The sequence below is a fragment of the Tsuneonella aeria genome (assembly GCF_009827495.1).
GTDB classification, from domain to species: Bacteria; Pseudomonadota; Alphaproteobacteria; order Sphingomonadales; family Sphingomonadaceae; genus Tsuneonella; species Tsuneonella aeria.
This window is the reverse complement of sequence record NZ_WTZA01000001.1, coordinates 1254517-1277898: the sequence shown is the minus strand read 5'-3', so window position 1 is coordinate 1277898 and position 23382 is coordinate 1254517. Positions and strand designations below refer to the sequence as shown.

The 23382-nt window shown below is 60.3% G+C and carries 28 protein-coding genes; 19 read left to right on the top strand and 9 right to left on the bottom strand.

Going from position 1 to position 23382, the window contains the following annotated elements:
* The first annotated feature begins 177 nt into the window (after positions 1–177).
* The 14 genes from GRI40_RS06370 (at position 178) to GRI40_RS06305 (ending at position 10554) form a co-directional block, all read left to right on the top strand.
* On the top strand, positions 178–474 hold the full coding sequence (locus GRI40_RS06370) for an excalibur calcium-binding domain-containing protein (protein WP_160610560.1): 297 nt from the start codon (positions 178–180) through the stop codon (positions 472–474).
* A gap of 47 nt (positions 475–521) precedes the next feature.
* Positions 522–1214 carry a thermonuclease family protein gene (locus tag GRI40_RS06365; RefSeq protein WP_160610559.1) on the top strand — a complete coding sequence of 231 codons (693 nt, stop codon included), beginning with the start codon at positions 522–524 and terminating at the stop codon, positions 1212–1214.
* Position 1215: 1 nt separating this feature from the next.
* Positions 1216–1416: a DUF6961 family protein gene (locus GRI40_RS06360; protein ID WP_160610558.1), complete on the top strand. Its 201-nt coding sequence runs from the start codon at positions 1216–1218 to the stop codon at positions 1414–1416.
* Between the two features lie 117 nt (positions 1417–1533).
* Complete coding sequence (locus tag GRI40_RS06355) at positions 1534–2145, top strand: DUF4230 domain-containing protein (RefSeq protein WP_160610557.1); 612 nt, start codon at positions 1534–1536, stop codon at positions 2143–2145.
* Positions 2146–2220: 75 nt separating this feature from the next.
* Entirely contained in the window at positions 2221–2499 is a 279-nt protein-coding gene (locus GRI40_RS06350; RefSeq protein WP_160610556.1) for a hypothetical protein, read from the top strand.
* A 70-nt stretch (positions 2500–2569) separates the two neighbouring features.
* Complete coding sequence (locus GRI40_RS06345; protein ID WP_160610555.1) at positions 2570–2959, top strand: hypothetical protein; 390 nt, start codon at positions 2570–2572, stop codon at positions 2957–2959.
* Positions 2960–3248: 289 nt separating this feature from the next.
* Positions 3249–4421, top strand: coding sequence for a VapE domain-containing protein (locus GRI40_RS06340; RefSeq protein WP_160610554.1), 1173 nt, complete (start codon positions 3249–3251; stop codon positions 4419–4421).
* 447 nt (positions 4422–4868) lie between these two features.
* Positions 4869–6032: a site-specific integrase gene (locus GRI40_RS06335; protein ID WP_160610553.1), complete on the top strand. Its 1164-nt coding sequence runs from the start codon at positions 4869–4871 to the stop codon at positions 6030–6032.
* Positions 6033–6176: 144 nt separating this feature from the next.
* Entirely contained in the window at positions 6177–6569 is a 393-nt protein-coding gene (locus GRI40_RS06330) for a hypothetical protein (protein ID WP_160610552.1), read from the top strand.
* 28 nt (positions 6570–6597) lie between these two features.
* Positions 6598–7293, top strand: a complete 696-nt coding sequence (locus GRI40_RS06325; protein ID WP_160610551.1) for a GIY-YIG nuclease family protein — start codon at positions 6598–6600, stop codon at positions 7291–7293.
* Positions 7294–7882: 589 nt separating this feature from the next.
* On the top strand, positions 7883–8308 hold the full coding sequence (merC, locus tag GRI40_RS06320) for an organomercurial transporter MerC (RefSeq protein ID WP_160610550.1): 426 nt from the start codon (positions 7883–7885) through the stop codon (positions 8306–8308).
* Positions 8305–8526, top strand: a complete 222-nt coding sequence (locus tag GRI40_RS13995; RefSeq protein ID WP_160610549.1) for a GDCCVxC domain-containing (seleno)protein — start codon at positions 8305–8307, stop codon at positions 8524–8526. Before merC ends, GRI40_RS13995 begins: the two co-directional genes overlap by 4 nt.
* Before the next feature lie 165 nt (positions 8527–8691).
* On the top strand, positions 8692–9003 hold the full coding sequence (locus tag GRI40_RS06310; protein WP_160610548.1) for a hypothetical protein: 312 nt from the start codon (positions 8692–8694) through the stop codon (positions 9001–9003).
* 126 nt (positions 9004–9129) lie between these two features.
* Positions 9130–10554 carry a transposase gene (locus GRI40_RS06305; RefSeq protein ID WP_160610547.1) on the top strand — a complete coding sequence of 475 codons (1425 nt, stop codon included), beginning with the start codon at positions 9130–9132 and terminating at the stop codon, positions 10552–10554.
* A gap of 6 nt (positions 10555–10560) precedes the next feature.
* On the opposite strand, the gene GRI40_RS06300 is transcribed toward GRI40_RS06305, so the two are convergent.
* From GRI40_RS06300 to GRI40_RS06285, 4 genes are all read right to left on the bottom strand, one after another.
* The gene (locus tag GRI40_RS06300; RefSeq protein WP_160610546.1) at positions 10561–11127 is read right to left on the bottom strand and encodes a recombinase family protein; all 567 of its coding nucleotides are present in this window, start codon (positions 11125–11127) and stop codon (positions 10561–10563) included.
* A gap of 195 nt (positions 11128–11322) precedes the next feature.
* Positions 11323–12753 (bottom strand): YVTN family beta-propeller repeat protein, encoded by a 1431-nt coding sequence (locus GRI40_RS06295; protein WP_160610545.1) that lies wholly within the window; start codon positions 12751–12753, stop codon positions 11323–11325.
* Positions 12750–13205 carry a CopM family metallochaperone gene (gene copM / locus GRI40_RS06290; protein ID WP_337190510.1) on the bottom strand — a complete coding sequence of 152 codons (456 nt, stop codon included), beginning with the start codon at positions 13203–13205 and terminating at the stop codon, positions 12750–12752. The genes GRI40_RS06295 and copM overlap by 4 nt, the downstream gene beginning before the upstream one ends.
* 9 nt (positions 13206–13214) lie before the next feature.
* Positions 13215–14252, bottom strand: coding sequence for a YeiH family protein (locus tag GRI40_RS06285; protein WP_202390269.1), 1038 nt, complete (start codon positions 14250–14252; stop codon positions 13215–13217).
* Between the two features lie 163 nt (positions 14253–14415).
* On the opposite strand from GRI40_RS06285, the gene GRI40_RS06280 reads away from it, so the two are divergent.
* Positions 14416–15288, top strand: coding sequence for a LysR family transcriptional regulator (locus GRI40_RS06280; protein WP_160611459.1), 873 nt, complete (start codon positions 14416–14418; stop codon positions 15286–15288).
* Positions 15289–15567: 279 nt separating this feature from the next.
* Here GRI40_RS06280 and GRI40_RS13840 read toward each other — a convergent pair whose 3' ends face one another.
* Positions 15568–16275 (bottom strand): hypothetical protein, encoded by a 708-nt coding sequence (locus tag GRI40_RS13840; RefSeq protein WP_237489152.1) that lies wholly within the window; start codon positions 16273–16275, stop codon positions 15568–15570.
* Here GRI40_RS13840 and GRI40_RS06270 point away from each other — a divergent pair.
* The 3 genes from GRI40_RS06270 to GRI40_RS06260 all read left to right on the top strand — a co-directional run bounded on the left by GRI40_RS06270 (position 16261) and on the right by GRI40_RS06260 (position 18848).
* Complete coding sequence (locus GRI40_RS06270) at positions 16261–17232, top strand: AAA family ATPase (protein ID WP_337190509.1); 972 nt, start codon at positions 16261–16263, stop codon at positions 17230–17232. The genes GRI40_RS13840 and GRI40_RS06270 overlap by 15 nt on opposite strands.
* Before the next feature lie 149 nt (positions 17233–17381).
* Positions 17382–18524: a tyrosine-type recombinase/integrase gene (locus GRI40_RS06265; protein WP_160610542.1), complete on the top strand. Its 1143-nt coding sequence runs from the start codon at positions 17382–17384 to the stop codon at positions 18522–18524.
* 9 nt (positions 18525–18533) lie between these two features.
* Positions 18534–18848 (top strand): hypothetical protein, encoded by a 315-nt coding sequence (locus GRI40_RS06260; protein WP_160610541.1) that lies wholly within the window; start codon positions 18534–18536, stop codon positions 18846–18848.
* Positions 18849–19140: 292 nt separating this feature from the next.
* On the opposite strand, the gene GRI40_RS06255 is transcribed toward GRI40_RS06260, so the two are convergent.
* Both GRI40_RS06255 and GRI40_RS14120 read right to left on the bottom strand, forming a co-directional pair.
* Positions 19141–20442 carry a hypothetical protein gene (locus tag GRI40_RS06255; protein WP_160610540.1) on the bottom strand — a complete coding sequence of 434 codons (1302 nt, stop codon included), beginning with the start codon at positions 20440–20442 and terminating at the stop codon, positions 19141–19143.
* 778 nt (positions 20443–21220) lie between these two features.
* Positions 21221–21628 carry a surface-adhesin E family protein gene (locus GRI40_RS14120; protein ID WP_420006863.1) on the bottom strand — a complete coding sequence of 136 codons (408 nt, stop codon included), beginning with the start codon at positions 21626–21628 and terminating at the stop codon, positions 21221–21223.
* Between the two features lie 62 nt (positions 21629–21690).
* Here GRI40_RS14120 and GRI40_RS06250 point away from each other — a divergent pair, with 62 nt between their 5' ends.
* Positions 21691–21936, top strand: a complete 246-nt coding sequence (locus tag GRI40_RS06250; RefSeq protein WP_160610539.1) for a hypothetical protein — start codon at positions 21691–21693, stop codon at positions 21934–21936.
* A gap of 59 nt (positions 21937–21995) precedes the next feature.
* On the opposite strand, the gene GRI40_RS06245 is transcribed toward GRI40_RS06250, so the two are convergent.
* Both GRI40_RS06245 and GRI40_RS06240 read right to left on the bottom strand, forming a co-directional pair.
* Complete coding sequence (locus GRI40_RS06245) at positions 21996–22994, bottom strand: caspase family protein (RefSeq protein WP_237489010.1); 999 nt, start codon at positions 22992–22994, stop codon at positions 21996–21998.
* A complete protein-coding gene (locus tag GRI40_RS06240) occupies positions 22984–23331 on the bottom strand; it encodes a hypothetical protein (RefSeq protein ID WP_337190508.1) in 348 nt (115 codons plus the stop codon). The genes GRI40_RS06245 and GRI40_RS06240 overlap by 11 nt, the downstream gene beginning before the upstream one ends.
* Positions 23332–23382 lie beyond the last annotated feature (51 nt).

Here is a 23382-nt window from a genome sequence, read left to right as displayed (position 1 = left end):
CGACGAATGCGGAATCCCTCGCCAGTGGAACTCGAAGCAGCGTTCCTTTTCTTCATTCTAGTGATCCCTATGGGCTATCATATGCTGAGGACCGTGCTTGCATTCGTGGGAATTTAGCCCTGCTGCTAGGACTTTGTAGATAATTCAGGTACATCTCTCGTATGTTAGAGGGATTCCATGAAAAAGCTGCTCGCAAGCCTACCGCTACTTTTTCTGTATTCACCGCTCATGGCGCATCCAGGTGGCTTGGCTGCTGACGGGTGTCATAACGATCGCAAAAATGGTGGGCGTCATTGTCATGGCGCTGGAAGACAAAGTGCACCTGCGCCAAAGCCTCAGCGTGCCTTCGGTGGACTCACCTATTACGCCAACTGCGCAGCGGCTCGCTCGGCGGGGGCAGCCCCCGTGCGCCGGGGGGATCCTGGATACGCGTCTCATCTGGATAGGGATAACGACGGAGTTGGCTGTGAATAAAAGGCTAGGTCTTTTGACCTGGGGTAAGCGCGCGGAGCAGTACTGACATGCGCGTTCCCGCTGGCATACTGGCGCTTGTTTTGCTTGCATCGCCACTGCAAGCGCAGACGTCGTTCACTGGTCCAGCCGACGCGCTCGATGGAGACAGCCTGACAGTGGGCGGGATTGAGGTTCGCCTGTTCGGCATCGACGCTCCCGAGGGCAAGCAGAAATGCTCGCGAGACGGTCAGGCTTGGCCATGTGGTGAGGCCGCAGCGGGCAAGTTGCGTTCACTAGTGGAGGGACAGAACGTCAGCTGCAGAGCTCGCGGACGAGACACGTACGGACGAGCGGTATCGGTCTGCTCCGCAGGAGGCATCGAGCTCAACAGGACGATGGTTGCGCAGGGATGGGCGACGGCCTTCCGGGCGTATGCCCAAGACTACGTTGCGGACGAAGTGCGAGCCAAGGCCGGACGCGTGGGTATTTGGGATTCCACGTTCGAACTGCCAGCCGATTTCCGCCGTCAGAACGAAGAGCGAGCGGCCGCTGCGCAGGCTCCGGTGCGGCTGATGCATCAACCTCGAGCCTCTACCAACCAATCCCAGGGCTGCACGATCAAAGGCAACCACAGCAGGCGCGGGGACTGGATCTACCACCTGCCCGGAATGCCGTACTACAATCAGACAAGGGCCGAAGCGATGTTCTGCAGTGAAGCTGAAGCCCAAGCTGCTGGGTATCGACGAGCGATTGTTCGCTAGGGTGATTAGCGACTGGGAACTCTGGGCGTGCGCGAACGCCTACGTCAACCGACACCAAGAGGACGCTCCGGCGATCGCGGCCATGCGGTGCGACGAACTACTGGAGGAAGGTGACATCGCGGGCGTGCGCACGTTCCAGGCGATCATCGAGCGCATCCACAAGCTGTTGCAACGGTCAGCTGCCGGAGAAAGTGTGCATTAAGTCGGCGCGCAAATGGAGCCATCTTATAAGGAGCGGCAAAATCTGCCGCCGCACCAAGCCCTCGGATGATCTCCGGGGGCTTTTCTTTGTTCGAAGGGAATCCCGATGCGTCTACAGATGCCCCTCATCATCGCCACTCACTCGATCGCGCTCGGCGCGGGATATTACATCGCGCCGCGAGAGCTTTTCGACAACGAGGTCGAGCACACCGGCTTCTTGCAAACCGACACCAAGAAGGTGCTTGCTGCGACGGTCGACAGCCTGCGCTTGGAAAACCAGCTCGTCGTCTGGTCGTACAAAGGCATCGCTACTGTAAAGGTCGACCGATCGAGGTGGTGGATCTTCAGCGGACGGCAAACGCTCATCGTTCCGGCCGTAGTGACTTACCATCTGGACCTCTTCGACCTGACCCTCAATCAGGTCGAGTTCGACGAGAAGCAGAAGATCGTTCACGTGAAGCTCCCAAGGCTGAAAATGGGAGACATCGCGTTCCATCCAGAGAACGCGCAGACGATCAACGGCGGCATTCTCACCTACAGTGAGGAGCAGGTGGAGGCTCTGCGCAAACTCAACTACTCGAACGCGAGAAGGGCGTTCACCAAGCAAGCCCAAGGAAAAGGCATGGTCGATGCAGCGAAGGCGCAGGCCAGGAAGAACATCCAAAACTATTTTGAGATACCCCTGCGCATCGCGGGGCAACCCGACGTGAAGGTCGTCGCGACCTTCTAGCTACGACCTACCGATCAACACCGAGGGCCCCCGGAGCAATCCGCGGGGCCCTTCTTCGTATGGAGAAACCACATCATGATAATCGTGCGCACCGCGGGGGAGCTTGACGCTTTCCTCGCGACACCGCTGGGCCACGAGACCGAGCCTATCATCGCGCCGCACCTTGAGCGCCTGGCCGAGTACGAGTTCGGGGACATCGCCGCAATCGCGGTGACAGACGCCGGAGAGACACCCGCAGACCTCGGCCTCGACCCCGAAGCTTACGAGTACCGGGAGGAGCATCCCGGTTGGACCGAGCGCGTGTACGTCATCGGCCAGGACGGCTGGGGCTGGATCGTGCTGACACGCATCTAATCACCAACACCACCGACAACCGCAAGCGTCCAGGCATCCCGCCTCGGGCGCATTTTTTTTGGAGTCCGAAATGTTGACCATGTACGACGACGCGACGCTCGAAGTGGCGCTGAAGGCCGTTCCTGCCAGCGCGATCCGCGACACGCTGATGCGGGTCGTTCACGATGCCAAGGCTTGCGATCTGTGGTCCCTGACTTGTGTGCTGGTCATTGAAACTGGCGACGATGGGGCCGAATTGCGCGAGACGCTCGGCTTCGACCCCTTGACCGGACCGCTCCACGAGCCTGGCACGACATTCGAGCCCTATTGGTCGCGGCTCGAGCGCCACAGCGATCATTACGAGATGCTCATTACCGCTGGCAACGAAGGGTTTGCCTACTTCGTGCTCGTTCCCGATAACACGGGCGCTGCGCTTGCCCGTTTCCTTGCAGCCCATAGACCGTCCGCAGACGGCAGCTAACGCGCGCATTCCAGCGCCAAGACCAATCCCGTTCACTTAGCCCAATACTGGGCTAGGAAATGAACGGACTTCAATGAACGACGATACCAAATCAGGCGAGCCGGCTCCGGCCGGTTCGCCGTCATCCACCTTGCCGCGAGCGAGCCCTAAGGGAGCGTTGAGCAGCAACATCAAGCCACCATCACGCAGGAATTCTACCGATGTCTGGAAGCCTCGGCGCTTAGACGCGAAGCTGTTTCCGCACACTGCATCCAAGGGGGTGCCAGCCACTATCGATAACGTTGCATACATGCTCGATCGTCAGGGCATCACCGCGCGCTACAACGTCATCAAGAAGAAGCTTGAACTATCCATTCCCGGCATGTCGCACACCGTCGACAACGCGGACAACGTTTCCCTTACCCACATCCTTAGCTTGGCCTCGCTCAACTCGATGCGAACCGAACATCTGCCGGCGTACGTCGAGGCGATCGGCGACGCCAATGCCTACAACCCAGTGGCCGATTGGATTGACAGTGCGCCTTGGGATGGAATCGACCGACTGGAGGACTTCTACAACACACTTCAGACCCGCGAGGGCTACCCCGAAGATCTGAAACGAACGCTGATGCGGAAGTGGCTGCTGAGTGCAGTCGCGGCCGCCCTTTCGACGAGCGGCTTCAAGTGCCGCGGCGTGCTGACTCTGCAAGGCCCGCAAGGCATCGGCAAGACGACGTGGGGCAAGCGCCTCATCTCCGATGCTGCCTTGCGCGACTCTGTCATCAAGACCGACCATCACCTGGACGGCGGCAACAAGGACAGCCTCCTCGCCGCCGTCACACACTTCATCGTCGAAATCGGCGAGCTGGAGAGCAGCTTCAAACGCGATGTTTCGCGACTGAAGGGGTTTCTCACTGCCGACAGCGATAAGGTGCGCCGCCCATACGCCCGCATTGAATCGCCTTACCCTCGGCGCACCGTTTTCTACGCCACGGTCAACAGCTCAGACTTCCTCGTCGACCATACCGGCAACTCCCGTTGGTGGACAATTCCGGTTGTGTCCGTCGACTACGACCACGACATCCCGATGCAACAATTGGTCGCACAGCTTGCGGTGGATTTCCGAAACGGGGAGCCTTGGTGGCTCAATGCCGATGAAGAACGCCAGCTAGAAGCGCAGAACGAGGCGCATCGCAGCGGCAGCGTAGTGCGCGACCGTGTGCTTGCGCTGATCGACCTGGACGGGACCAACACTGAGACTACCCCCGCGCTTACCCCTACCGAATTGCTGCTGCTGGCTGGCTTCGATCGGCCCTCCAATCCGCAGATGCGCGAATGCGGCGGCCTCTTACGTGAAGTCATCGGCGACCCTCGCCGGATCAACGGGCGCGACAAATGGCGTGTGCCGTTGCTGCCAGAGGATGACGCCAGCCCCGGCCTTCGCGTCGATGCCGGTCCCGACAAGCCCGACCCCTTCGACTAGATCCACTGACGGGTTAGGTGAGGGCGGGGGCGGCAAGCGCGGCTGCGAACCCCGAGATTGCTATCCCGGACCCTCGCTGCCCGGTTTCGGCTTTCGCCACCCCTGCCCCCACCGGGGCCACCTTGCTTTCCCTTTGAATTGCAAGCGTTCCCTAGTTGATCTTCAAAGTGCTTGGGCCGCGCAGCGCTAATCCGAACTTTGTCCAAGATCGCCACCAGCGATGAACCTCTGTGCTCCCCGGTCATCCGCAGCACCAATCATTCCCAACAGACATCTCTTTGGACGGCGCGGCGGAGCCACCGCAGGGTCGCCCTTCCGCGCCTTTCAAATCTGCCCGCCGCCCTTGCCCACGGGCCGCTCGGCCCACCCCCCGGACCTGGACCCCGCCCACGACGCCGCGGCGCTCCACGGTTCGCCAATCAACGCACTTCCAGAAAGGAAACTCAAATGCCCAAGGTTAAGTTAGATGCCACGACATGCCTGACCGCGACGTGTCCCGCCGACAAGAGCAAGGAGACGCTGTGGGATACGGCTATTCAAGGCTTCGTCATCGAGATCAGGCCCAACGGTGGCCGCACTTATTATTTGCGGTATTTCGACGGCCACGGCCGACAGCGACAACACAAAATCGGCGGGTTCGCGGATCTGACGTTTGATCAGGCTCGCAAGGAAGCCCGCAGGTTACGCTCGATCGTCGTTCTCGGGGGCGACCCCGCTGCGGCAAAGGACGAGCGCAAGGCAACGCCAAGCTATGCGGAACTAGCGTCTCAGCATCTCGACTATGCTAAGACCTACCAGAAGCGGCCAGGGAACACCGACGCTGTGCTCCGCGTCCACATCCTCCCTCGCTGGGGCAAGCTTCGCCTCGACGAGATCACGACCCAAGACGTCGCAAAATGGCTGGCTGAAAAGCGCTCATCGGGCTTGGCCCCGGCGACCGTGGAAAAGATCAGGATCGTCTTCAATCGGTCCTTCGAGCTTGGACTGAAGTGGGGTGTGGCAGGGCTGAAGGGCAACCCAGTCCGGTCAATCCCGCGCCCGAAGTTCAACAACGCTCGCGAGCGTTACCTCTCTCCTGCCGAGGCTCAGCGCTTGCTTGCCGCGGCTGGTCGCTCTGACAATAGCCTGCTCGCTCCGATAGTGGCCCTCCTCCTGTACACCGGCGCCCGGAAAAATGAGCTGTTACAGGCTCAATGGCAACACGTGGACCTGGAACGGCGGAGCTGGTTCATACCGGACTCCAAGACGGGCAAGTCGCGTCACGTTCCGCTATCAAAACCGGCCTGCGAGATAATCGAGCGGCTGGAACGCACTTCGAAGTGGCTGTTGCCAAATCCGCACACGCAGCGGCCGTTTACCGATATCAAGCATGCCTGGATGACCGCGCGTGACGAAGCCCACCTGCCGGGCCTTCGGTTGCATGATTTGCGGCACGCCGCAGCGTCAGCGATGGTGGGTGCGGGCATCGACCTCTATGCAGTGGGCAAAATCCTCGGCCATGCCGACCAGGCGAGTTCCGCACGATACGCCCACCTAGCTAACGATCGACTTCGTACCGCTGTTGAAGCGGGCGCAGCAAACCTCAATCTTGCAGCTGTCGCTTCAGGGTAGTGCACAGCCATCCCGCCCGGACCTCCTCGTGAGGTCCGGGCATCTCTTTGCTTCTATTCTTTTTTTTGTTTGGCAGGGCCCCGCTTGCGCTTGACGCGGTTTCACCCCGGTTTCACCATATGTTGGTTGGGACGGAGAGCTTGCATGCCTAAGGCGGGTAAGCCGAAGCTGATCGGCGGAAAGACACTTCAGCAATGGGACACGGAATGGGTGAGGGTAAACGGTGGATTTCGCATTCTGCACCCGGAATTGAACCACAGCGTCGGCCTGTTCCGGGCTGTTCGTGATGGCCAGGTGATGGTCTTAGGTCAGGCTACAGAATGTGCGAACGGTGGCCTGCGCAAGCGGCTTTCGGATTTCCGCCGGTCGAGCTGGAGCGGTCGCAATCACACAGCGGGTTGGTACATTTACACTAATCGCGACGTGCTCAAGCTCGAGGTGCTGGTCACGGGTTCTGATCGTGAAGCGGCGAAGGTTGCCGCCGCTTTGAAGCGCCCGATGATCGCTCTACACGAGCCGCCAAAGACGTTCGGCTGATTGACACAAATAGGGGGGGGGCACGGCTGTGACCGGTGCGGAGTTAATCGAACAGATTCGAAGCGTGATAGCCGCCAAGGATGGCGAAGCCGTAACGGATCGTGCCCTTGTTAAGCGGCTCGGCATCAGCGTTGCCGGCCTCGCTAACTGGAAAAGGCGCGGTGAACTTAAGACTGCGCAGATCACGCGGCTGATGCTCTCGATGGAGCGAGCCTCTGAGCGGCGCGCGCTTGCATGTGCGCTGCAACCGATTGTCGAGTTCTTCGAGCTAAAGCGAGCGTCCTATGGCGCGAACGGCCTATTCCGAATTTTCTCGGTGAAAGACGAAAGTGGCTCGGAGCTTCCTTATCTCAGAGGCCTTCGTGACGAGCTAGATGCGCATCATGGCGTTTACCTCTTCTATGACAGTCGGGGGCGCGCCCTGTATGCGGGCAAGGCTCGCAATCAGACGCTCTGGACGGAGCTTAACAATGCCTACAACCGGGACCGAGGCGTTCAGAATATTCTCCGCGTAAACCACCTTCAAAACAGGAAAGACTTCCGCACATCCGACGAGGTTACACGGCAGATTCGCAGTGCCAACGTTAGGCTCCATGAGCTGGCTGCCTACGTCTCGGCCTATCGCGTGGCGGATGAGATGATTGGCAACATCGAATCCTTGCTGATCCGTGCTTTCCCGAACGATCTGCTCAATGCACGGATCGAGAAGATGGCTTGGGACTGAGACTTGCTCTGCTCGCAGCCGTGCCAACGAGCCATTCGGGCATGGCTGGGGTGGAAGTAAGGGGAATCAATGAGCTAACGCATCTTCGAGAGGTCAAGATATGCCCCGCGTCTCTGGCGAATTTGGGTAAGGCTTGGGTCGGCACAGATTAAGAGCGATTCCGCTGCGTCATGTGATTAAAAGTAAACGTTATTCTGCCACCCGCCACAGGATTTCGTAATGATGGGGTCACAGGTTCGAGTCCTGTAAGCGGCACCAGCCTTTCAGCAGGCAAATCCAGTGGCTTAAGCGCAGTGGCCTTCCGGTTGGGAACGCCGCTTGGGTCGTGTTTGGGGCACTTTGGGTAGGAAAATGAGCTGTACCCATCGTATACCCACTTGAGTCAGGCCCAGCCGCTCTTCCTACGTTTGTGACCTTTCACCGTCAGCTTTTGGGGGAGCGAGTAAGCGCTCTGAATGTCTGAAACTGGGTGGAAAGCAGAAGTCCCACTGGCTTTACGTCGGAGCGGATTTCGATCAGGGACACGCCCTCACACAATGTGCGATAGCTGAGCGCCCTCTCGACCATCAAACAGGAACCGTCCGTCTCCATGACAATCCAAGGCACACGCGTCGCGGGCAGTACGAGCACCATAGGTGCGATTATCGCGGCGATGAGTTGCGCAGCGTGTTTCCCCGCCCTCGCCAGTCTCGCTTCTGCTCTCGGATTGGGCTTCCTGAGCCAGTTTGAAGGCGTCTCGATCCGCTACATACTGCCGCTATTCGCGCTCATCGGCTTAGCCGCGAACTTTCTCGGCGGGAGCCGCCGCCGGGGCCTACTCCGATTTGTTCTCGGCATCGTTGGCCCCTTAGCCGTGCTGGCAGCAGCACTGCTCATGGCAACTTATGGCATGGCAACTGAATGGCTGCTCTACCCGGGGCTTGTGCTAATGATCGCGGTCGCGATCTGGGATTTGACAGCACCCAAGAGCGGCGCGGAGGGCCACGATCTCAGGGGGTTTGAACGGGACAAATGACCGAACTCAAATCCACGCTCACCTGTCCTAAATGCCGAGAGGCATCGACTGAAACGATGCCGACCAACGCTTGCCGGTTCTTCTACGACTGCCCGCACTGCTCAGAGAAGCTACGCCCACTGGCTGGGGATTGCTGCGTCTTCTGCTCCTACGGCGACGTTCCGTGTCCGCCAATCCAAGAGGCAAGGGCAAACGGCACTCCAGCGAAGTGTTGCTAACGTTGGCGGCGGGTCAGGTTCATTTGACGGATAGACTTCGTCGAGGGAGGGCGCGGTGATCGGGAAGCACGTGATCGGCAGGCTACGGTGAGAGGTCGGGCCTTCATCGTCACTGGAACAGTGGTGCTATTGATGACCTCCGCAATCCACGCGTCAGGTCTCCCCATGATTGACGGTTGGTTGCAGGGTCTGGGCCCCCAGCAACGTGCTGGACTAAATCTCGTCTGGGTGGCGGTCGCATTCGACTGGTTGATTACGGCAGTCCTTTGGGGATTGGCTGCATGGTGGCTCTGCCGCGAATGGCTCATAACCGCGTCAGTCGCAGCGGCTATTCCCCTCGCGATGGCTGTCGGCATCATTTCCATCGAACCGAGTTTCTTTGGAGGATGGTTGCTTCTCGGAAGTGTGGTCTTGTTCGCGACCGGGGCGATCATCGAGTTGCGCAGAGAACGCGAGCACTTTGACGAATGTGAGTGACGCGGCTCCGCAGCTTCACCGATGGCGGGCAATGTCTGCAATGGGGTCGGGGCTGTTGAAAAAGGCGGGGTGATCCGATCGCGTACCTAACGGGTTCCCTGCTTCGACACATCGGGAGCAGCGGCCATGATGGGTGAGCAACAGCGAGGCGGCAAGGGCGCAAGTTGGCGGGCGCTGGGAGCGATGATCCCCGCCGATCACATCCTACGCAGGATAGACGGGCTGGTCGACCTTGGTGAGCTGCGCGATGCGCTCGCCCCGCACTATAGTCGCCGTGGGCGTCCCTCGATCGCGCCCGAACTGCTGATCCGCATGGCGCTGATCGCTCGCCTCTATGGCGTCACGTCTGAACGCCGTCTGTGCGAGGAAGTCCGCTTCAACCTCGCTTATCGCTGGTTCTGCCGATTGCCGCTCGACGCGCGGGTGCCGCACCACTCGACGTTCAGCAAGAACCGGCATGGCCGCTTTCGCGATGCTGGCATCTTCCGCATACTGTTCGAGCAAACTGTTCGGCGCTGCGCCGACGCGGGGCTGATCGCCCACAAGGATGCCGCAATCGACGCATCATTCGTCGCGGCCGATGCAAGCTGGCAGCGCAAGATGCGGGACGCCGACATGGCCGCGCTCAGGCTTCCCCGCCCGGTTTGTGAATGGCTGGCGGATCAGGCCAATGCTCCACCGCAGGAACATGGCGTACCGCGTGGCAAGCCGGCCGAGGTGTCACGCACCGATCCCGCGTCGGCGTGGTCGGCGCGCACGGCGCGGGGCCGGTTCGGCTATGCCTTCAATGTACTGATTGACACGCCGGGAGGGGTGGCGATTGACGTGGAGGCCAGTCCCGCCCGCTTCGCGGCGGAAGTCGATGCGGGGCGGACCATGCTGGCACGGGCCGACGATCGGTTCGGCTACCGACCAAAGCGTGTCGCGGCTGACACCGCCTATGGCAGCGCCGCGTTCCTGGCGTTCGTCTCCGATCGCGGCACCATCCCGCATATCCCGGTGCTGGAACGATCCGAGCAGACCAAGGGCAAATTCCCCCGCGAAGCCTTCCGCTATGAGCGGGAGCAGGACCGCTATGTCTGTCCTGCTGGCAAGATACTGCCCTTTCGTGGTGCCGATCGTCGGGCGGGCTTTCTCCGATACAGCGCCAGTCTCTCCGACTGCCGCGCCTGTCACCTCAAACGGAGATGTACCTCAGGCAGCATGAGGTCTGTCACGCACAGCGAGCATGAGGACGTGCGCGAACTGGTGCGCGGCGAGATGCAAACGCCGCTATTCAAGCGGTCGATGCGGCTGCGCCGGGGCGTCGAGCGTGTGTTTGCCGATGCCAAGGGGAAGCGGGGGCTGACCCGCCTGCACCTTCGCGGCCTGCGCGGTGCCGAGGAAGAGTTTCTGTTGGGCGCGGCCATTGCCAATCTCGTACTGCTGGCCCGCCCCGACGCACGACCGGCCCGGACCCGCCGCTCGCCCCCGGTGCCGGAACGGATCGATCACATGGCCCGGATCAGCCGGGGCCGGTTTGAGCAATCCTACTACGCGACAATCTTCTGACGCCGGTTAGCCAGGTTCGCGCTCGGCCGCAGGGAAGTGGCGATAAAAGGTGGAACGGCCGACCTGTAGCAACTTTGCGACCTTCGCTGGTTTGTCGCCGGCCTTGAGAAGCTTACGGGCGGTATCGAGCATGTCGGGCGTCATGACGGATTTGCGGCCCCCGCCCGTGCCGCCCTTGGCCCGTGCCGCTGCCAAATCGGCAATCGTCCGTTCCTTTATAAGTTCGCGCTCCATCTCCGCGACGGAAGCGAGGATATGGAACAGCAGCCGCCCGGATGGGGTAGCCGTGTCGAACCCGTCCGTCAGCGATCGGAAATCAATCTTGCGAGCGGACAAGTCCGCCGCCAGTTCGATCAGGCCCCCGATCGAACGGCCAAGGCGATCGAGCTTCCATATCACCAGCGTGTCACCGGCCCGCACGAAATTGAGAGCTTCGGTCAGACCGGGACGGTTCAGCTTCGCGCCGCTCACCTTGTCGGTGAACAGCTTTTCACAGCCAGCCTTGGTCAGCGCATCGGTTTGTAGCGTCAGGTCCTGGTCGGAGGTCGAGACGCGCGCATAACCAACCAGCATGAGTCCCGTTATCCCATCTCAGACAGCGAATTTCGGGACTCATATTTCGGGAACATATTTTGGGAAAGCCCCGGCGGGGATACAGCGGATTTTTGCGTCGGTGACGGTCGTCCCGTTGAAGGTTCGTTTTCGGGAACGGCAGTTGGAACGAGCACCGGGGGGCGTCTCTGATGCTCGTTCCAGAAAGGAGATCTGTTACTGTTTGACCTGCCGTTGCACGACATTGCCTACAGCGTCCGGCTGACCCGAAGCGATCACCAGATAGCGGCGCGACCCTGTCGGGGCAGCCTGCGTGACGATCTGCCGCAGCGGTCCGACCGCGTTGACGATCGCACCGCCGGCGGGGTTGGTCATGAACTTGGCCAGCGGTTCGACCGGGCCGTTGCCATCGGGATTGGAAGACAGCCCCAACACGAACGGCATCTTCGGCGGCAGGCCTGCGACGGCGGCCTGCAGGATCTGTACCTGCCCCTGATCGAACAACGTCACCTGGCTTCGTCCGGTGCCAGAAAGGATCAGCTGAACCTTCTCGCCTGCCTTGGCCAGCGGTTGAAGACCGGCTAGGCCGTCGCCTGACGGCACCGCGCCGGGGACATACGCGACCCCTTGCGGGCCTTGCCCGATCGGGATGGTCGCGATGACCCTGTTCGTCGCGGTGTCGATCGCGGCCACCGCATCGGCATTCTCCAGGCCGACATAGATGCGGCTGCCGTCGCCCGAGGGCCACAGTCCATGCGGCAGCGCTCCGACGGGGATCGTCGCGACCTGGGTGAAATCGTCGGTGCGGAACACCTTCACGACATTCTCGGTGCCGACCGTCACATAGGCGAACTGCCCACGCGGCGTCTTCGCTATATTGACGTGGTTGGTGATCGCGCCCGTCGCGAAGCTCTTCAGCACCGCGAACGGGGGCCTCGCGTCGAAGACCATGACCTTGCCGATGTCCTTCAGCGTCAGCCACACCTGCTTGCCATCGGGCGTTGCGGCGATGTCGGGGCAGAACGGGCTTTCCTGCTTCACCCGGCCGACGATCTGCTTCGACGTGGTGTCGATCACCACGGTTTCGGGCGAGAAGCTGGAGCAGACATAGCCATACTTCCCGTCCGGCGAGAAGATCGTCATGCCGGGACCGTTCGGGACGGGAATGCGGCCCGTCTCCTTGTAGGTCGTGCCATCGAGGACGGCGATATAATCCTCGCCGCGCACGCTGATCCAGACCTCCCGCCCGTCGGGGCGGAAGAAGGCCTCGTGCGGGCTGCGGCCGACATAGGTCGTGTGGCGGACACTGTTGGTGGCGGTATCGATGAAGCTGACTGCGTTCGATCCGATCGACACGACGGCGAGCGTCCGCCGGTCGGGCGAGAAGCCCATGCCGTGGACCAGCAACTGCCCGCGATACAGCGGGCTGAGGTTCATCGGCGTCGGATCGCCCAGCTTGATGACGCCGAGCAGCCGGTTGGCTGATGGATCGATGACCGACACGGTGTTGGAAAACTGGTCCGAGGTGTAGAATCGGTCGCGGGGCGACACGGGCATGTCGGGCTGGGCGTTAGGCACCTGCTGCGCGGTGACCGCGACGGGGGCCAGCACAGTGCCGGCAAGGGCTGCGAGGATCAGCTGCTTCACCGATGGGTTCCTTCCGAGTGGTGGGACTGGGGGGCGGCGGGAACGCCGCCTTTTTCGTTCAGGATGGCCTGCATCACGGCGATCTCCTGCCGCTGCTCGACGATGATGCCCTGTGCCAGACGGCGTAGTCGTTCGTCCTTGCCGAAGCGGAGTTCCGCCTCGGCCATGTCAATGGCGCCCTGATGGTGCGGGATCATCATCGCGGCGAAGTCGCGGTCGGGGTCGCCGGTCGACGGGACCGCCATCGCCCGATGCATGCGCTGCATCGCACCGGCCATCACGGTGGCGAAGTCGCTGGTCTGGGCCAGCGCCGTGCCGCTGACCAGAGCGGCAGCTGCGAGCGCTGTCTTGAGCGGGATTCTCACGATATCGGCAACTCCATTCGGTCGGACACGGCGGATCCGCGCATCCGGCTCAACATAAACCCATGGTATTTGTTCCGCTTCGGCCACGATCGGCCGTCAGGCGATGTGCAACAGCGCCAGCAGGGTCATGCTGATCGCGCCCAGACCGAGCAGCGACAGCACCACGGCAGTCGTCACCTTGCCGCCTGCCTTTGCGACGGTGCGAACGTCCACGCCCAGCCCCAACGCCGCCATCGACACAACGGTCAGCAAGGTGGCGATGCGACCGATCGGGATGATCGCAGCGGTCGGCACCAGCCCGAACGACCGGCAGGCGACCATCACGAGAAAGCCGACGATGAACCACGGGACCAGATGGGTTAGGTTGAACGTCCGCGGCCGTTCGGAGCCAGCCACAAACTCTCCCGATTGCGGTTCCTGCGGGGCAAGGCGCGGCGCGATCAGCGACAGGACGAGGCAGACCGGCCCCAGCATCAGCACACGGACGAGCTTGACCAGCGTCCCCATCTGCACGGCCGCAGCCCCCAGCGGCGAGGCGGCCGCGATCACCTGCGGCACCGCGTACACGGTCAGTCCGGCCAGCGCCCCGAAGGCGATACCACTCATGCCGAGCGCGATCCCGAGCAGCGGCAGGCCCAGCACGACGATGACACCCAGCACGGCGGTGAAGGCGATGGAGGCGGCGACGTCATCGCTATCGGCCCCGATCACTGGCGCGACGGCGGCGATGGCCGAATTGCCGCAGATCGAGTTGCCGCACGCGACCAGCAGCGCCATGCGCGTTGGCAGGCCCAGCAAACGACCGATGCCGAAGCTCAGCAGGATCGCACTGGCCACCACGCCGGCGATCCCGACGAGAAGCGGCACGCCGGCAGCCAGGATGGTGGCGGCACTGACGGAAGCTCCGAGCAGGACGACCGCGACTTCCAACAGATATTTGGCGCTGAACGCGATGCCGTCGTGCCATCTGTCGGCGGGCGTCCAAAGGCTGCGGATCGCGGTGCCGATCAAAATGGCGAGCACCAGCGTCTCCAGCCATGCCTTTCCTGCCAAGGCGCGCTCGCCGGCTTCCAGCGCATAGGCGGCGCCAGTCACCGCCAGGCACAGGCCGATCCCCGGCAGGAGGGCGAGCAATCGGTCAGACCGGCCGATTGCTGCAGCAGTGTTGGGTTGGGCAACGGTGGTCACGGCGATGTTCCTTCCGCCGCATCATCTATGCCGCGGCCACCGATCGTTCCAACGCATCTATATTGTCATTCCGATCGTCATACCTGATCGATTGAGATACAAGACCAATATGACGCTGGATCAGCTTCGCATCTTCATCGCCGTGGCCGAACGCGAGCATGTGACCGCGGCTGCCCGCGCGCTGAACGTCACCCAGTCGGCGGCTTCTGCGGCCATTGCCGCGCTGGAAGAGCGGCACGGAATCAAGCTGTTCCACCGGGTCGGGCGTGGGATCGTGCTAACCGAGGCCGGGCGACTGTTCCTGGCAGAAGCGCGTGGGGTTCTGGCGCGGGCGGAAGCAGCCGAGACGGTGCTGCGCGACCTCGGCGGTCTGGCGCGTGGCACGCTCCGGGTCGTCGCCAGCCAGACGATCGCCGCCTATTGGCTGCCCCCTTTCCTCGCGACCTTCCACGCGCGCCATCCCGCGATCGAGATCGATCTGGCGATCGGCAACAGTGAACAGGCGGCTGCCCGCGTCCATGACGGCGCGGCGGATCTGGGCATTATCGAAGGGCAGATCGACGATCCGGCACTGGCGCACTGGCCGATCGGGGAAGATCGCTTGCTGCTGGTGGGTGCCAAGCCGTTCGGGGATGCGCCGATCGATGCTGCCTGGTTGCGTCAGGCGCGCTGGGTGCTTCGCGAACTAGGGTCCGGCACGCGCTCGACCTTCGACAGTCACCTGCGTCGCCTGGGCGTCGAGCCAGCTATGCTCGACGTGGCACTGACGATGCCCTCCAACGAGAGCGTCCGCACGGCTGTCGAGGCGGGGGCTGGCGTCGCCGTTCTGTCGGCGCTGGTGGTCGAACCAGCCATCGCGGCAGGCACGCTGCACGTCGCCCCGATCGCGTTCGAGCCTCGCCCCTTCTTCGGATTACGACACAAGGAGCGCTACCGCACGAAAGCTGCCGACGCTTTGCTGAACGTGATCGCCTCGCGATAGGTTTTCTCAATTTTGAGGCGTTGACGGGTTTTGGGAAAGATATCTGTTTCCCGCTATTCGATCCCAAACGAGACGGGATCGCTACGTGTTGGGGTGTCATTCCACCCCCAACCGGACCCAGCCACCAGCGGCGCATTTTTCAACAGCCCCGGTCGTTTGCAGACGGTCCGCTTTTGGGTCCAGCGCCGCCGAAGCCGCCTGTCTCCTCTCGGTATCACGTCGGTGATGGGCAGCGCCAGTGGGCGAAACCAGTCGCTCTGAGTCCTGTGCGGGCGCGACTCAGATTAACGCTGCCTCGTCTTCGATTATATATAACTGATCCACCAGCACCCGATTGTCTATGCCCTGAAGGCGCGCGGAATTCGCGACATAGCAGTTCAGCAGAATTGGTGTGTCCGAAATCCTTCTGCGCTTCTCTATTAACTTCAGCTCTGCGAGCTCTTGCCTCCCAGCATCAATTTGCACGATCAGGTGTTCGTGGCGCCCCGGCTTATCGCCAAGCAAGAAAGTAGATGAGGGACTCAGCAGATCGCTTCCGGCCCTGTTGAGGCCTTCGGCTAGGGCAACGAACTGCTCAAAGCTCGGCAGCCTCACGCCGTGCCGATTAGTCGTAAGACGTAGGACATCCAGGAGGGTGGTGGGATCGAGCTCGGCTCGATTTTGATTGGGGACGTACAACCACGTCAGATTGTACTCCAAATCGGCAATGGTCAGAACTCCTCGTCCTCTTCGGTTGTCGACCTCAATAGACGAGGAGCGCCAAGTAGCTGGGGCGAGGCGCTCGCCCGTGGACATCTGCCGACGCTCGCAAATCGCAGCGAAGTTCGGCAGTCCCCTGACCGCTGTCATGCCCAGCATGTCGAACAACGGCGATACATTCGAGCGGCCGTCAAGCTGCTCCCCCTTCTGGGCACCGTTTCGCTGTGTGGCGAAATCGGGGTTTGGTACGCGCCGCCAAATACGGGGAAGACCTTGATCGTCCTGCATCTGGCGATCGAGGCCGTGATGCATAAGCGCATCGCGGCAGGTTCCGTGTTCTACGCCAATGTCGACGACAGCCTAATGGGGGTGGCTGAGAAGATGAAGGTCCTCGACGACTTCGGCATCCATGGTCTCGCCACCGGGCAGAGAGGCTTCAAGCCCAGCAGCCTCATTCCGGCGATGCGGGAGATGGTCCAGACTGGGACCGCCCATGGCACGCTCATCATCCTCGATACGCTGAAGAAGGTCCTGGACCTGATGAACAAGAAGGAGGCCCGGGAATTCGGGCTTCAGGCTCGCGAATTCGCAATGGCGGGCGGCTCGCTGATCGCGCTGGCGCATACGAACAAGAATCGTGGGGCCAACCAGAAATTGGTGCACGCTGGTACGTCGGACATCGTGGAGGATTTCGATAGTGCATACCTTCTCGATGTCGCCGCTACCGGCCAGCAGCCGAATGAACGCGTGGTGCGCTTTGAATGCATCAAGAACCGTGGAGGGACGGCGCTCGAGGCGTTTTACGCTTACAGCACCGTCGATGGATTATCGTACGCTCAGCGGCTTGCTACCGTGAAGCAGGTCGATCCGGAGTATGGCGAAAACGCCGACGACATCCGGCAGACGAGCGAGCAGGCGATAATCGAAGCGATCCGCGCCGCCATCAGTGCGGGAAGGACGAAGAAGATGGAGATCGTCTCTCTCGTCACCATGGCTACAAAGGCGAGCCGAGCGGTCGTCCTCGCCCTGTTGGAAGCCCGAACCGGCCCGAGTTCGGAAGGGGCATTGTGGGATTTCGAGCGGAAGGCGCGTGGTGCGCATGTGTTTTTCCTCCATCCGGAGACAGGCGCCACGGATGAACAGCCTGAGTCGGACGCCAGCGATCTAGCATCCCAGGTTTCTAGTTCCCCGCCGATCGAGCTGCGCGGGCCAGCTCAGACCGTCAGCTCACCCACGGCGGGCTGAGCACCGCTGCGGGTCGTCCTCGCCGTTTCTCGCAAGCCGAGAGCGCCGAGGCGGCCCGCCGTGTGGCTCCCCCATTGGCGGCTGTCTTTCGCTCTCTCGCGGGGCGTGAGGCAGCGCGCCCCAACTCACATAAATTAGGAAACACCATCATGGCTAAATTGAAACTGACTTCGGCTTTCTGCCGAGAGGTGACTTGTGCTCCGCACAAACGAAAGGAAGTTTACCGCTGCACTGAACAGACCGGGTTCGGCCTGGAGGTGCGGCCAAATGGCAAAACATTTTGGGTGTATTACACGACGCCCGACGGCAAGGCGGCTCAGATTAAGATCGGCGGGTATGCGGATATACCCTTCGACCTTGCCAAGCGGACCGCAAAGGAATTGCGCTCGAAGATCGTGCTCGGCCACGATCCCGCACAGGAGAAAGCGAACCGCAAGGCTGTCATCACGTTCAGCGAACTTGCACGTATGCATGTAGAGCATGCGAAGGGGCATCTGCGCTCTCATGGCTGCGTCGAGCTGGCGCATCGGCGCTATCTCGTTCCTCGGTTCGGCAAGCTTCGCATCGACCAAGTCACGACACCCGCAATCGAGAACTACCTTGCCGAGCTGCGTCAGCGGTTGGCCCCCGCATCCGTCGATCGTCTGCGCCTAGTGATGCATCGCAGCTATCGATTGGCGCAGGCATGGAATCTGCCCGGAGCCGATCGCAATCCAGTCTCCTCCGTTGTGAGGCCGAAGTACGACAATAAGCGGACCTGTCTCCTGTCACCGACTGAGGTGGAGCGCTTGCTGGAGGCTTGCGAGCAGTCTGCAAATGGCCTGCTCAAGCCGATCGTGCAGCTAGCTCTCGCAACCGCGGCCAGGAAGAGCGAGCTTCTGAAGGCCGAATGGAAGCACATCGACTTCGTTCGGTCCGAATGGCTCATACCGCTCACGAAGAACGGGCACCCTCGGCGCGTTCCTTTGAGCAGTGCGGCGATGGCGGTGATCCACAAGCTGCCTCGAAGTGGCGAGCCATGGCTCCTTGCAAATCCCGCGACCGGCAAGCCTTACGATAACATCAAGCGCGCCTGGAAGACCGCATGCCGGGCCGCGGGCCTGCCGGATCTCCATTTCCACGATCTCCGTCATGCGGGGATTGGTGCGATGATCAACAACGGGGTCAGCCTGCATGTGGCCGGCAAGGTGGCTGGGCATCTTCGCCCGGAGTCTACTGCTCGGTATGCCTTCGTCTCCGACAAGTCACTCGCCGCCGCCGTGGAAGCCGGCGCCCACAACCTCCAGCTTTGAGAGGCGGAAATGAAGTCAACTACCACCCTGAGCGGCGCCGAGTTCAACAGTCTTTTCGGCCGCTTGCTCTCACTGCAAGCGCATCTGCGGAAATCTGGTGCCGATAAACATAGTCAGGTCGACTTGCTGATTAATGCCGGCATCGCCGGTGGACTCACGACGGGCACAGATATCGTCGGCGTGCTTGTCAGACTTGGCTTCGACAGGAAGCACGCGGGAATCCGATTGAAGGCCGGAGTGCAACATGAGCCTGACTGGCCGTACTGGGGTCGGCTAGGCGATGGCACCTACTACGCGCCGGATGAGGAGCAATCGAAGCAGTAACCTGTATCGCCCCCATATGGCCGCCGAGCTATGTGGGGGCGATTCTCTCGACCAAATTTTTTTCGCCGCGGTCGAAACCCTGCAGCTGCGCGCGCATCCTGGAAAGCTGGGGTGCTGGCCGGATTCGCGTACAGTCGCCTAAGACCAGACAATCCGCTGTCGACCCCTTTGCGGACATTCTGCCTCCAACTAGAAACCAGACGTATTGCAACGACATTCGCGCGCATGTCATTTGAAACGATGCCCCCCGTAGGTTAGTGCAATGTTGGATCTCACGAAACCCCGCCACAGCCTACTCTTTCCAGTAAGTCTGATAAACTTGACGGCCCATTTTTATTGAGCGAGCCTCTTCTTGCGACTTGTGTTTCTGGGCCTCTTCGAGAGTTCCGCCATCACCACATCTAGCGTTATCAACATGCTGCTGCTTGAAGAAAGACTTCATGTAAGACCGAAATTTTACCTCTGTCTGATCTCGATATCGAATGTCGGCTGGAAATACTGCAGAATAGTAGTGCACATTCTTTTGCTCATCCGACGATTTACACCATCGAAACAGGCTATAAGTTCCAACCTCTTTCGCTGCTTCCGAGTTCAAAGAATCGTCAGCGGACAACTGGATTGCCGGCTCGTTCGAGACCGACTTTGCGTCATGATTAGGCGAAGTGCTACTGGAGGAGCTGAGCTCACTTCCTGAGGCGTTGTGATGCGAAGTAGGTCCTAGCTGCCCGGCAGCCTGTCGGGCAAGTGTTGCCCGAAGTCGCTGGCCCTCCTTCTCCGCTGCTGCGTAAGTGACTTCGCCTACCACCGCGCCGACGCTCCTGATTGCCTGCACGACACCGCCCATCGCGGCGTTCCGTGCGATGATTCGATCATCTTCGGCTTGGCGCTTGGCGGAGTATGCGTTGGCTTCAGCCAGTTGCCCTTCGGCCTTTGAAACCGACTGTGCAGATCCAATGTATAGAATTTCTGCCTCGCGGAGGAATGGTGCGAGGGCGTTATAATCGAGAACGAGTGGCTTAAAAGCCCAACTGGCGCCGCCAAACTGACGCCCGTCAGCGCCATCGAATAGGGCCAACTCCAGAGAGCCGTCAGCGCCGCCCGTCCATAGGACCTTTGGAGGCAGACCAGTGTCTATCTCTGTCCACATGATCGCAGAGCCTTGCCAGACACCCCGGTGGTACCTGAGTTTTCCGTTAGCGAGATCCTTGCGAACCATCGCTAAGCCGTTTGGACCAGCAGTGATCACATGAAGATCTGATCCACGCGTAGAACTTGTAGCGATCGCGAGAAAACGACCGTCGGCAGCCATTCGAGCATATCGCCAGCCGTTCGGGAAGATTTCTCCTTTGCCGTCCAGTTGGGCGAGGAAGCCCCAGGTCGCCAAATCTACCATTGCTGTTTCAGACGGGGTTAAACCTGATGGAGCTTGAGCGGCGCTTTGACCACCGAGGCCCACCGCAATTTGCCCCAATGCACCCCGCCGCCCGATGTCCACCTGGCCGTCGATGGTGGCTGGCGGCGCTGGTGATTGGGCATGGAGGGGGGCGGCCGCGCAAGGAAGCAACAGACTCATGATAAACCGCATGTCGATCAATCCCACTTTGATGCCTGCAACGCCCTATCAGGCATCCGGCGACATGCGGGTCTAAGCACACAAGATCTACCAAAGCACTAAAAGGATGCTGTCTCGTACGGGTCGGCATCGTCCCGTCAGTGGTAGTGTGCGGACCTGCCCCAACATGCCTCACTTCTAATGCGCCCGGTGCCCTGTCGAGGCCAGTGGTGCCACCTTTACGATTGATCGGTGCTTGGCGGTGTATTCCTCAACGCCCGCTTTCCACCCAATCTCGGTCATTCAGGCCCCTAGCAATCTCTCCTGGAAGCGGACCCGCACAGCTGTCCTGACGGGTTCAGAGCGGGTCGAATTCCGGAAATTCTTCCTACCAAAGTTCTTTCGATAGGAAGTTTGCGTAGGGTGGTTATCGCGCAGTATGGGACAGGCCTGGGTCGGGTACAGAACAGTCGGCTCAGCCGACCCTAAGTGTATGAAAGCATTCGGATTGCCGCCGGTCGATCCTCGCTTTCGTAATGATGGGGTCACAGGTTCGAGTCCTGTAAGCGGCACCAGTCTTTCAACAGGGAAATCCAGTGGGTTAAGTGAAACGGCCGTTCGGCTGGGAACGCTGCTTGGGTCCTGTTTGGGGCATTCTGGGCCGGAGTCGGAGGTTGACCCGTCTCTGTCCACTCAAGCTAGGCAACCGAACTCGTCCTGAGGTTTAGGGGGCTTAAGGTTGGCTGTCGGGCAACTCGGCGAACCTCGCACGTGAAAGATTGGGTAGCCGTCTATTTTTGCTTGAAGCCTTGTTGAACTGTCATTGGGGCGGCGTCGAGCCCACGGAGCATACAAGCTCGAACTCCATTGCTGACGAAGATCCTGGCGTAACATCACGCCAAGGCCGCACTTTGTCTTCGACGACCCGATCACCCTCTCTCAGGAACGCATAGACTAGAACGAGTTGGCGACGCCCCCCTTCACAGTCAAAATTCTCATACGCTTCAACTGCCTTGAGCTTAGGCAGATGAGATGGCGGACTTTTGTACTCGTATCGAAGCCATGCTGACTTCGTGCCTCCGGACACTGACCTTACCGAAGACATATCGATAAGATGTCGATTAAGGTCTTCGTCGATCGTAACTGCTGTCCACTCTCTCTCGCTAACCGCACTGATAGCGGGGGCGGCGACAAGAAAAACCCAAAAGAGAGCTCGGTGTAGCAACATTTCGACGATGCTTCCTTGCGGACGGTGGGCAAGACAGCCTTTGCCCCTTGCTTCGCTCTACCGTGACCAACATTGCGCTGAAGAGGCTAGCTCGCGAGCGCCTCCACAACGCTTTGAAGGAACTTTCTCACCTGCTCACGGTCGCTCTCTTTCTCTTCATCAGTCAAATCGGCGTAGGGGGTTGCGAACTGGCGCTCCCAGCGCGCCACGAGATTGGCCGGGAGGATAAGGTCCCCGTCCGCTGTTTTGACGCCTTTGCTGTGGAGATATCGCTGCCAGTGGCTCCAACGCTCATGTTCGACCGCTGACAGTTCCTCGAGAGCGCTATGCAGGGCAGCCTCAAGCTGCGTTCGATCTTTTAAAGACACTAAATAAGGTCCTTAGCAGCTAACCGGCGATAGTGCTCACCGAGGGCGGTGAGGCGTACACTCTTCGAATGCATAGCCGCATGCCACATATGAGGGGCATCTTCAGGCACGAGCAGACCTACCCGATTGTATTTCTGCAAGATCGCAAACTCTGCGTTCCGATCAGGGTTGGGCGGCGGGATACCTTGCGGGTCCTTTTCCCAAGTGTCATGCCGCTCCGGTTCGTAACTCGGGTCTAGTTCTAAGGCAAATCCAGGGGCGGGGAAGAACTCCGATATTCTCCGCAACTCGGTGAGTTCTAAGGGGGGCTGGACCTTTCTTAACGAAACGAATCGCTTAACGTTGGTTTTGAATACCGGTCGTTGAGCCCAAGGCCCAAGTGACTGATCCACGTGAGCGTAAACGCCTCCTGGCGTTACTTCGCCTACAAGATTGGCTGCCGCCCCACCGAGCGCATCGACAAGTAGAGTAGTGAAAACACCCTGCCCATTTTCCTCAGTCGCGTACTGCTCTGCTGTAGACGCCGTAAGGATTGTCACTCCATCATTGATCTCAGCTACATTCTGTTGAAGAGCGGAGCCACCCGCCACCCCGCTGTGACAGCTGTCCAGAATTATTACCCGGTTATGCACGCCAGACTGATTAGCCATTATCATTATTTCAGCGAGCGCTACTCCGTCGTTACCCGATTCAACGTCAGAAGAGCAGAGGTATCCTCCTGTAGCTTCGATGTGACCATGTCCCGCAAAATAAAGAAGCGAGACCTCGCCGTCGCCAGCGAAGAGCTCTTCAATTGCGCTGCGGAAAGGGGTCCGAGCAACTCCGTCCTGCGGCCCGGTGCTCGTGAGGTGCTTAACCGCAAAATTAACTGACCCATCTGCGTGACGGTCCAGCATTGCCTTGACTGCGAAAGAGTCGTTCACGCAACCGTAGAGGGGCGACACTTTTGTGTAGTGGTCGATTCCGACAACGAGAGCCTTGCGCATCTCAAAGCCCATCGATCCAGTTAGCCAGGTTTTCCCAAGTCCACACCATAGTGTTGACGCCGGCTACGTCTGTGCGGTCTTCTTTGTACGCCCATATTCCGCGCACAGGGATGCCTTCCTCCTTAGCGCACGCAATCTCCCACTTTTGTCCGGTTGAAGTTAGCGAGTTTTTGCTAATGATCGCGAGAACACCGTGCGAACGAAGGATCCGGGTGCGAACCTTCTTCTTCCATTCCTCGCTGTAAGCTTCCGTTACCGACATATCGATGTATTCGAAAGGCGTGCTCGTGTTGAGAGATTGGCCCTTGATCATATCGCGAATGCTCTGGTCCTCGATCGCAAAAGCCACGAAAACTGTCTTTCGGTCTGCCATGTGAAACCTCTTGCTCGATTGCGATCG